At 75.5% G+C, this 10,003-nt stretch carries 8 protein-coding genes; 7 read left to right on the top strand and 1 reads right to left on the bottom strand.

The genetic code is table 11. The annotated features are described in order from the left end of the window. The 5 genes from ACN27A_RS07255 (at nt 1) to ACN27A_RS07235 (ending at nt 8,313) form a co-directional block, all read left to right on the top strand. Entirely contained in the window at nt 1-4,977 is a 4,977-nt protein-coding gene (locus tag ACN27A_RS07255; protein WP_421450590.1) for an amino acid adenylation domain-containing protein, read from the top strand. After that, entirely contained in the window at nt 4,970-5,839 is an 870-nt protein-coding gene (locus ACN27A_RS07250) for an AzlC family ABC transporter permease (protein ID WP_421450588.1), read from the top strand. Before ACN27A_RS07255 ends, ACN27A_RS07250 begins: the two co-directional genes overlap by 8 nt. A gap of 5 nt (nt 5,840-5,844) precedes the next feature. Next, complete coding sequence (locus ACN27A_RS07245) at nt 5,845-6,174, top strand: AzlD domain-containing protein (protein ID WP_132238343.1); 330 nt, start codon at nt 5,845-5,847, stop codon at nt 6,172-6,174. Further along, a complete protein-coding gene (locus ACN27A_RS07240) occupies nt 6,171-7,016 on the top strand; it encodes a carbon-nitrogen hydrolase family protein (RefSeq protein WP_421450587.1) in 846 nt (281 codons plus the stop codon). The genes ACN27A_RS07245 and ACN27A_RS07240 overlap by 4 nt, the downstream gene beginning before the upstream one ends. A gap of 121 nt (nt 7,017-7,137) precedes the next feature. Next, a complete protein-coding gene (locus ACN27A_RS07235; protein WP_421450585.1) occupies nt 7,138-8,313 on the top strand; it encodes a trans-sulfuration enzyme family protein in 1,176 nt (391 codons plus the stop codon). Nucleotides 8,314-8,333: 20 nt separating this feature from the next. On the opposite strand, the gene ACN27A_RS07230 is transcribed toward ACN27A_RS07235, so the two are convergent. Beyond that, the gene (locus ACN27A_RS07230) at nt 8,334-9,263 is read right to left on the bottom strand and encodes a diacylglycerol/lipid kinase family protein (RefSeq protein ID WP_421450583.1); all 930 of its coding nucleotides are present in this window, start codon (nt 9,261-9,263) and stop codon (nt 8,334-8,336) included. Between the two features lie 122 nt (nt 9,264-9,385). On the opposite strand from ACN27A_RS07230, the gene ACN27A_RS07225 reads away from it, so the two are divergent. Next, the gene (locus ACN27A_RS07225; RefSeq protein WP_132238337.1) at nt 9,386-9,706 is read left to right on the top strand and encodes a hypothetical protein; all 321 of its coding nucleotides are present in this window, start codon (nt 9,386-9,388) and stop codon (nt 9,704-9,706) included. Continuing rightward, complete coding sequence (locus tag ACN27A_RS07220; protein ID WP_207914442.1) at nt 9,703-9,993, top strand: hypothetical protein; 291 nt, start codon at nt 9,703-9,705, stop codon at nt 9,991-9,993. Before ACN27A_RS07225 ends, ACN27A_RS07220 begins: the two co-directional genes overlap by 4 nt. The last annotated feature ends 10 nt before the right edge of the window (nt 9,994-10,003 follow it).

Below are 10,003 nucleotides of genomic sequence, written 5' to 3'. Positions count from 1 at the left end.
ATGCAGTCGCTGATGACGCGGGGCCAGCTCAAGATCGCCGCGGCGCGCCGCCCGGAGCACGCCCACCACTGGCGTGCCGTGCTCGGCTCCGGCGCCGACCCGGTCGGCTTCCCCGCCGACCGCACGCCGGCGCCCGGTGCCCCGCCCGAGCCGGCGGCCGTCACCGTGCCGCTCGACGAGGCGGTGGTCGAGCGGCTCGCCCGGGCCGGCCGGGGCGGCGAGGACGCCCGCCAGGTCCTGCTGACGGCCGCGGTGGCCGCACTGCTGCGGCGCTACACGGGCGCCGACGACATGCTCGTCGGCCGCCCGGGCGAGCCGGGGCAGCTGGCCGGGATGCTGCCGTTGCGGGTGCGCTGCGCGGCGGAGAGCAGCTACCGCGACCTGGTCGGGCAGTTGCGCACGGCGGTGCCCGAGGCGGCGCGCCACGCCGACTACCCGGTCGAGTTGCTCGCCGAGGAACTGGCGGCGGACGCCGGTCCCGGCCCGCACCCGCTCGTCGACGTGGCGGTGGGGGGCGGCGCCCCGGACGGTGCCGGGGTCGGGGTGTTCTTCGCCCTCGGCGCCGCCGAGGTGACGGTCCACCACGACGCCCGCCGCTACGACGGCGCCACGGCCGAGCGGATCGGCGCCCACCTGGCGCTGTTGCTGGGTCGGGCGCTGGCGGAGCCGGACGCGCCGGTGGCGGACCTGAGCCTGCTGACCGACGGCGACCGGGACGTGCTCCGGGAGGTCAACGACACCGGCGTCGGCCAGGACCCGGCCGGCCGGCCGGACGAGTGGGTCGCCCGGTGGGCCGGCGCCCGCCCGGACGCCGTCGCAGTCCACACCGCGGCCGGCAGTTGGACGTACGCGGAACTGGAGGCCCGGGTGGCCGCGTACGCCGAGCGGCTGCGCGGCGCCGGGGTGGGCGCGGAGTCGATCGTCGGTGTGCTCGCCGAGCGCTCCCGCGAGCAGTTGGTGGCGATCCTGGCCACCCTGCGGGCCGGCGGCGCCTACCTGCCGGTCGATCCCGGTCACCCGGCGGCGCGCGTCGCCTACCTGCTCGACGACAGCGGGGCCGCCGTGGTGCTCGCCGCCGACCCGGCGCGGGTCCCGGACGGCGTGCCGGTGCTCCCGCTGCCGACGGCGGAACCGCTGCCCGCGGCCGTCGGGTCGCCCGGCCCCGACGCGCCGCGCCACGGGCGGGACCTCGCGTACGTCATCTACACCTCCGGCTCGACCGGCGCCCCGAAGGGCGCGATGATCGAGCACCGCTCGCTGGCCAACCGGCTGGCCTGGATGCAGCGGCTGTACCCGATCGGCCCTGCCGACGTGATCCTGCACAAGACCCCCACCACCTTCGACGTGTCGGTGTGGGAGCTGTTCTGGTGGGCCCGCGAGGGCGCCTCCGTCTGCCTGCTTCCCGCCGGCGCGGAGCGCGACCCGGAGGCGATCATCGGGGCGGTCGAGGCGCACGGCGTCACCACCGTGCACTTCGTGCCGTCGATGCTGGGCGCGTTCCTCGACTACCTCGGCACCGCCGACACCGGCCGGCTGGCGAGCCTGCGGCAGGTCTTCGCCAGCGGCGAGGCGCTCGGTCCCCGGCAGGTGGACCGGCTCGCGGAGCTGCTGCCCGGCGCGACGCTTGTCAACCTGTACGGCCCCACCGAGGCCACCGTCGACGTCACCCACCACCGCTGCCGGCCCGGCGGGGAGCGGGTCCCGATCGGCCGGCCGGTGGACAACACCCGCCTGTACGTGCTCGACGAGCGGCTGCGCCCCCAGCCGGTGGGGGTGCCGGGGGAGCTGTGCATCGCCGGGGTGCAGCTGGCCCGGGGCTACCTGAACCGCCCGGAGCTGACCCGGGACCGCTTCGTCGCCGCGCCCGAGGTGGGCGAGGAGCGGGTGTACCGCACGGGCGACCTGGCCCGGCTGCTGCCCGACGGCACGCTCGACTACCTCGGCCGCCTCGACCACCAGGTGAAGGTGCGCGGCTACCGCGTCGAGCTGGGCGAGGTGGAGGAGGCGCTGCGCGGGCACCCGGCCGTCAAGGACGCGGTGGTGGTGGCCCGCGACGGCAACCTGATCGGCTACGTGGTCGCCGACGAGCCGGTGGGCGAGGCCACGCTCACCGCCCACCTCGGCACCCTGCTGCCGGGCTACCTGGTCCCCGCCCGGGTGGTCGAGCTGGCGGAGTTCCCGCTGTCGGGCAGCGGCAAGCTGGACCGGCGGGCGCTGCCCGAGCCGGCCGCGCCCGAGCGGCCGTACGTGGCGCCGCGCACCGGGCCCGAGCGGATCCTCGCCGACATCTGGGCCGAGGTGCTGGGCCTCGACCGGGTCGGCGTGGAGGACAACTTCTTCGCCATCGGCGGCAACTCGATCCACTTCGTCACCGTGCTGGCCCGGGCGCACGCCGCCGGGGTGGACCTCACGTTCCAGCAGCTGTTCCGCCACCCGACGATCGCGGCGCTGCTCGCGGCCGGCCCGCCGGGCGCGGAACGGGCGGTGGCGCACCCGCCGTTCGCCCTGCTCGACGAGGCGGACCGGGCCCTGCTGCCGGCCGGGGTGGTCGACGCGTACCCGCTCGGGCAGCTCCAGGCGGGGCTGATCTACGAGAACGAGCTGTCCCGGGGCGCCGCCCAGTACCACGACATCATCAGCTTCCTGATCAACGCGCCCTTCGACGAGGCGACGTTCACCGAGGCGGTGCGGATCCTCGTCGCGCGGCACCCGATCTTCCGGACCAGCTACCACCTGACCGGCTTCGGCGAGTACCTGCAACTCGTGCACGCCGACGCGCCGAGCCCGCTGTGGGTGGTGGACCTGCGCGACCGCGACCCGGCCGAGCAGGAGCGCTGGCACGCCGACTGGCACGCGCGCGAGCAGTCGTACCGGTTCCGCTGGCAGGAGCCGGGCCTGGTCCGCATCCACGTGCACGTCCTCGGCGACGAGCTGTACCGCTACAGCGTCAGCCAGCACAACTCGGCGCTGGACGGCTGGAGCATCACCCTGCTGCACACCCAGCTCTTCGACACCTACTACCGGCTGCTGGCCGGGGACCGCCCGGACGAGGGGCCGGCCGAGAACCACTTCCGCGACTACATCGGGCTGGAACGCCGGGCGCTGGAGTCGGCGGCGGACCGCGACTTCTGGCGCGGCGTCCTCGCCGCGGGCGGGGTGACCGAGCTGCCCCGGTGGCAGCCGCCGCAGGCGCCGGCCGAGCGGCCCGTCGTCTTCCACGAGGTGGAGATCGACGACGCGCTCTCCGAGCGGCTGCTGCGCGCGGCCGACCGGTTGGCGGTGCCGCTGAAGACCGTGCTGCTGGCCGCGCACGTCAAGGTGGTCGGCGCGCTCGCCGGGGACACCGAGGTCGTCACCGGGTACGAGCAGAGCGGCCGGCCGGAGGCGGAGGGCGCCACCGGGGCGCTGGGGCTGTTCCTCAACACCGTGCCGATGCGGGTGGACCTGGGCGGCGGCTCCTGGGCCGACCTGGTCCGGGCGGTGTACCGCGCGGAGGCGGACCTGCTGCCCCACCGGCGCTACCCGATGGCGCAGATGAAGGCGGACGCCGGCACCACCGACCTGCTCTTCGAGACCGTCTTCAACTACACCCACTTCTACCTGCTCAAGCAGCTGCGCGAGCTGCCCGGCTTCGACCTGCTCGACGTGCAGGTGAGCACGGAGACGGAGTTCGCGCTGCGCGCCGAGTTCATGCGGGACTTCTTCACCGACCGGGTCCGGCTGAGCCTGCACTACCATTCGGCGGCCTTCACGCCGGAGCAGGCGGCGGGCATCGGCGAGGTGTACCGGCGGGTGCTGGCGGAGCTGGCGACCGACCCGGAGCGCGCCCACCACGGGCTGCGGCCGGGCCTGCCCGAGCCCCGGGTCACCCCGACCCGGCGCCGCTTCGACCGGGCCGTCCCGGCGACGCGCCGGCCGGCGGCGCCGGCGGGGCGGACCGCGCCGGGCACGCCCGTCGCCCGGTGGATCGCCGAGGCGTGGGCGGCGGCGCTCGACGTGCCGGTGGCCGGGATCGCCGAGGAGGACAACTTCTTCGACCTGGGCGGCAACTCGCTCGCCGCGATGCGGGTGATCGCCGCGCTGCGGCCCCTGGTCACCCTGCGGCAGCTGATGACCACCTCCACGCTCGGCCCGCTGGCCCGGGCCGTCGAGGCGGACGCCGCGCCGGAGGACCGGCTGCTGCAACCGCTGTCCCCACCGGACGCCGCCCACGACCGGGTCCTGGTCTGCTTCCCGTACGCGGCGGGCAGCCCGCTCGCCTTCCGGCCGCTGGCCGAGGCGCTGGCCCCGCACCGGATCGCGGTGCACGCCGTGGCGCTGCCGGGGCACGACGTCAGCCGGCCCGAGCCGCTGCTGGACCTGCCGGAGCTGACCCGCCGGGTGGCCGCCGAGATCGGGGAGCTGGGCGGCCGGCCGGTGCTCATCTGGGGGCACTGCGTCGGCGCGGCGGCGGCGATCGAGGTCACCCGGCTGCTCGCCGCCGCCGGCCGGCCACCCGAGCGGCTGTTCCTCGGCGGCAAGCTGCTGCGCGGGCCGGAGGAGATCGACGCCAGCATCGCGGAGGTCACCGGGATGGCGCCGGCGGACGTGGTGGGCTGGCTGGTGGACCAGACAGGCTTCACCGAGCTGGACGGCCTGGACGCGGAGCACGTCGACGCCCTGGTCGCCGCCTTCCGGCACGACGCCGTCGGCTCGCACCGCTACCTGCGGGACCGGGTGGGGGAGCCGCTGCCGGTGCCGGTCACCGTGGTCGTGGCCGCCGACGACCCGTTGACGGCCGGCCCGGGCGCGGCGCACGACGCGTGGCGGCGGGTCGCCGCCGACGTGGAGCTGAGGGAGATCGACGGGGGCGGGCACTACTTCTGCCGCACCCGCGCGGCAGACGTTGCCGCTATCGTCGGCGCGACGGGACCGGGCGCGCCGCCGGCGGCCCCCGCCGTACCGTCCGCCCGCCGTCCTGGGGAGAACCATGTCTGACCGTACGCCGACCGCGCGGGACGAGTTCGTCGCCGGCGCCCGCTCGATGGTGCCGTTCCTGCTCTCCGCCTTTCCGCTGGGCGTGATCGGCGGCACCCTCGGCCTGGCCGCCGGCCTGTCCTACCTGGAGACGTTCGGCCTGGCCATGGTGGTCAACTCCGGGACCGCCCAGTTCATCGGCTTCAAGCTGATCTCGGAGGGGGCGGCCTGGCCGGTCATCGTCCTGACCACGCTGATCCTCAGCCTTCGGATGTTGATCTACTCCACGCTGCTCGCGCCGCACGTGCGCGAGTTGCCGCAGCGGTGGCGGCTGCTGCTGGGCTTCGGCCTGATCGACGCGGTGTTCTTCGTGGCCTTCGACCGGATCAAGGGCGACGAGCCGGCCCGGCGCAAGAGCATGTTCTACTTCGGCGCCTCCGCGGTCATGTACGTCAACTGGGCGATCGCCACGGTGGTCGGCATGATCGCCGGGCACCTGCTGCCGGAGCGGCTGCGCTCCGGCCTGGACTTCCCGATGACCGCCGTCTTCCTGGTCGTGCTCGCCTCGGCGCTGGTCGGCTGGAAGGTCTGGACGACGGCGGTCTCCGCCGGGGCGCTGGCCCTGCTCCTGCTCGGGCTGCCCTACAACCTCGGCCTGATCGTGGCAGCCTTCGGCGGCGCGTTCGTCGGCATGGCCTGCGAGCTGGTGGAACGGCGGTGGTTCCCGCCGAAGCCGGCGGAGCCGGGCCAGCCGGGGGAGGAACCCGCGGAGCCGGGTGAGCCGGACGGGCCGGAGCCGCGAACGCCGCAACCGCGGACCGCCGGGGCGGCGGCCGGGGAACGCCGGACCGTCGAGACGGCCCGTGACACGGACGGAAGGTGACCGCAATGTCCATGCTGCTGCTCATCCTCGGGATGGGACTCGCCACCTTCGCACCCCGGTACCTGCCGCTGCTGGTCTTCCGCGACCGGGTGCTCCCCGACGACGTCAAGGTCTTCCTCGGCTACCTCCCGCCGGCGCTGCTGGCGGCCATCGCCGTCCCGTCGGTGATCGCCCCGGTGGACAACCGGATCGAGATCACCGTCGTCACCGTGCCGTACCTGGTGGCGGGCCTGGTCACGCTGGTGACCGGCCTCTTCGTCGAGCGTTTCATGATCGTCTGGACGGTGGGCCTGGTGGTCTTCTTCGGCCTGCGCTGGTGGCTGGGGGCCGCGTGACGGCCGCCCACCCCGCCGGCCGCGCCCCGCTGCGGGTCGCGGCCGCCCAGGTCACCGCCGTCCCCGGCGACCTCGCCGGCAACGCGCGGACCGCGGCGCGGAGCATCGCCGAGGCGGCGGCCCGCGGCGTCCACCTCGTCGTCTTCCCCGAGCTGTCGCTCTGCGGCTACGACGTCGGCCTGCTGCACGACGACATCGCGCGGTGCGCCGTCGAGGCGGGCGGTGCCCCGCTCGACGTCGTCGCCGAGGCCTGCCGCACCCACCGGGTGGTGGCGGTGGTCGGCGGCTGCCGGCGACGCGCCGACGGCTGGGCGATCGGCGCCCTCGTGATCGGCGCGGACGGCCGGCCCGCCGCCGCGTACGACAAGCGCCACCTCGACCGCGACGAGCGCGAGCTGTTCGTGCCCGGCCGGGACGACTGCCTGGTCGAGGTGCGCGGCTGGCGGCTCGGCCTCGGGGTCTGCTACGACGCGAGCTTCCCCGAACACGCCCGCGCGCTGGCCCTCGCCGGCGCCGACGCCTACCTGTGCCCGGGCGCGTTCACGACGGGCGACTCCGACCACCGGCGCGGCGTGTACTTCCCGGCCCGCGCCCTGGAGAACACCTGCTACGTGCTGTTCGCCAACTTCGCGGGATCGCACGGCGGCTGGGAGTTCGCCGGTCGCAGCGCCGTGTACGCTCCCGACGGTCGGGTCCTCGCCGACGCCGGCACGGGGCCCGGGCTCGCCGTCGCCGACCTGGACGACGCCGTGCTGCGCCGGCACCGCGACGCCATGCGGATGCTCACCGACCGGGCCGCGCCCGCGCCGCCCCCGGCGGCCGTGCCCGTCCCGGCCGGGTGACCGCCCGTCCGTCGGGAGCGTCCACGCGGACGAGCCGTCGTCGGGCGCCCGCCGCCCGGATGACGCCCGCACCTGTCCGACCCGCCGTCCCGGCGGGCAGCCCACCACGTGAGGAGAACCTGTGACCGGCACCGGCACGATCGCTGTCCACGGCGACGACGGGTTGAGCCCGGGCGGGGCGGTGTCGCCGCCGATCGTGCAGAGCGCCACCTTCAGCGCCGAGTCCGACGAGCAGTTCGCCGCCGTCGCCACCGAGACCCGGGGCAACGCCTTCTACACGCGCTACGGCAACCCGAACCACGCGCAGGTCGCCGCCGTGGTCGCCCAGCTGGAGGGCGCCGAGGCGGGCCTGGTCACCGCCTCCGGGATGGGCGCGATCAGCACGATCGCCCTGGCCCTGCTCTCCGCCGGGGACCACGTCATCGTGCAGCGCAGCACGTACGGCGGCACGACGTCCCTGGTCACCGGCCTGCTGGCCCGCTTCGGGGTGGCCTTCACCCAGGTGGACCAGACCGACACCGAGGCCTTCGTCCGGGCGCTGCGCCCGCAGACCCGGCTGGTCCTGGTGGAGACCCCGAGCAACCCCCTGCTCGAACTGACCGACCTGGCCGCCGTCGTCGAGCTGGCGCACGCCAACGACGCGCTGGTCGCGGTCGACAACACCTTCGCCACCCCGGTCAACCAGCGGCCGACGGAGTTCGGCGCCGACCTGGTGTGGCACAGCGGGACGAAGTACCTCGGCGGGCACTCCGACGTCTCGGCCGGGGTGGTCGTCGGCTCCGCCGACCTCGTCGACCGGGTCTGGCAGACCGCCATCGTCACCGGCAGCACCCTCGGCCCCATCGACGCCTGGCTGCTGCTGCGCGGCGTCCGCACCCTGTCGCTGCGGGTGGACCGGCACAACGCCAACGCGTTGGCCCTGGCCCGGGCGGTCGAGGGCCACCCGGCGGTGCGGCGGGTCCGCTACCCGGGGCTGCCCACGCATCCCCAGCACGAGCTGGCCGGCCGGCAGATGACCGGCTTCGGCGGGGTGCTCAGCGTCGAGCTGCGCGACGGGCGGGCGGCGGCCGGGCTGCTCGACGGCCTCCGCCTGGCCAAGCGGGCGGCCAGCCTGGGCAGCGTCAGCACCCTCGTGGTGCACCCGCGCTCGATGTGGGCCGGGATCGTCGACGCCGAGCAGTTGGCCGCCACCGGCATCGGCGAGGGCCTCGTCCGGGTCTCCACCGGCATCGAGGACACCGAGGACCTCGTCGCCGACTTCCTGGCGGCCCTCGACGCGGCGGGCCGGGCGGAGTAGCGCCCGGGCCGGCCGCGCGGTCAGCGGTCCGGGCTCCCGGCCGGCGCCATCACGCGCAGCGCGTTGGCGTCCAGGCCGATCCGGATCGGCGTACGGCCGCACAGCTCGCCGTCGACCTCGACGCGCGCCGGCCGGTCGGTCTCCAGCCACAGCTCCCCGACGGCGAGGAACGGCGCGTCGCCGACGGAGCGCCGGTGCCCGGTCGCCGCGTTGCGGGCCGTGTCGCGCAGCAGTCCACGGCGGTTCGCGCCGCCGACCGGGTACGCGACCAGCAGCCGGTCGTCGGCGTCGGCGTCGGCGGCGATCGGGCGCCCGGCGTGGAAGCCGCCATTGGCCACGTACACCTGGTGGGTGCGGAACTCGTGCCGGGCGTCCCCGGCGCGGACGGTGACGCGCAGCGGGCGGTGCCGGGCCAGCAGGGCCAGGGCGGTGAGCGGGTACGCCAGCCGGCCGACGACCCGCTTCAGGCGCGGCGGCGTCCGCAGCATGATGTCGGCGGAGAGGCCGACGCCGACGTGGTTGGTGAACCGCATGTCGCCGGCGAGGCCGAGGTCGACGTCGATCACCGTGCCGCCGGTCAGCACGTCGACGGCCCGGTCGAGGTCGAGCGGGACGCCGACGGTGCGGGCGAAGTTGTTGGTGGTGCCCAGCGGCAGCAGCCCGAGCGCCATGTCGCGGTGGGCGAGCAGCCGCGCGGCGGTGCTGAGGGTGCCGTCGCCGCCGCCGGCCACCAGCAGGTCTGGCCCGAGGTCGACGGCCGCGGCGAGGACGCGTTCGAGCTGGCCGGGCTGCTCGACGGGGTGGTCGCCCAGCAGGTGGAAGCCGGCCGCCGTCAGCCGGGCCCGGGCCTGCTCGTGCAGTTGGCGGCCCCGGCGGGAGTGGGCGTTGACGACGAGGACGGCCCGCCGGTCCCGCCGGATGGTCGCGCCCAGTTCCTGCTTCGTCCGCATGGGCCCCGACCCTATCGGCATCCCGGACGCCGGCACGAGGACGCGGGGGAACGCAGGCATAGAAGGTTTTCGACGTGTTCGTTAGGGTGGCGGGAAGGAAGGTTTCCATCCCGGAGGTGTCGATGCGAACACAGGTGATCCGCGCGGTCGGCGTCCTGGCGGCGGGCGGGGTCCTGGCGACGTTGGGCGCCACCGGCGCACAGGCCGACCCGGTCGTGCCGCGGCACGCCGTGATCGTCTGCCAGAGCGCCAGCTTCTACGCCAACTACGACTCGGCGAGCGGCCCGCACGGGCTCAAGCGCACGCTGGCGTACGGCAACAAGATCGGCCACACGCCCGGCGCGCACCCCGTCTACAACGGCTGGGCCGCCACCTTCGACTTCGGGCCCAACGACTGGGGCTACGTGCGCAGCGAGTGCATCGGGGGCTACGACTCGTGGTGAGCGGGGGAGTGCCGCGCCGGCTCGGCGCGTTGCTGGCGACCGTCTGCGCCGTGCTGGCGCTCACGCCGTCGGCCGGGCACGCCGCGAACGGGACGATCGGGCAGCGGGAGACGGTGTGCGCCGAGGACCTCTTCGTCCGCACCGCCCCGGTCGGGGCGTGGATGGGCACCCTCTACCGGGGCCAGACGTTCCTCGTCGAGGGGCCGCGCAGCGGCGGCTACGTCTACGGCTTCGCCTACGGGCACGTCAACCGGCGCGGCTGGGTGCAGGACGGCTGGTTCTGCTGACCCCGCCCGG

The organism is Micromonospora sp. WMMD737, assembly GCF_049179055.1.
Lineage (GTDB): Bacteria > Actinomycetota > Actinomycetes > Mycobacteriales > Micromonosporaceae > Micromonospora > Micromonospora reichwaldensis.
The sequence above is the reverse complement of the archived record's forward strand: the minus strand, read 5'-3'. Positions and strand labels throughout refer to the sequence as shown.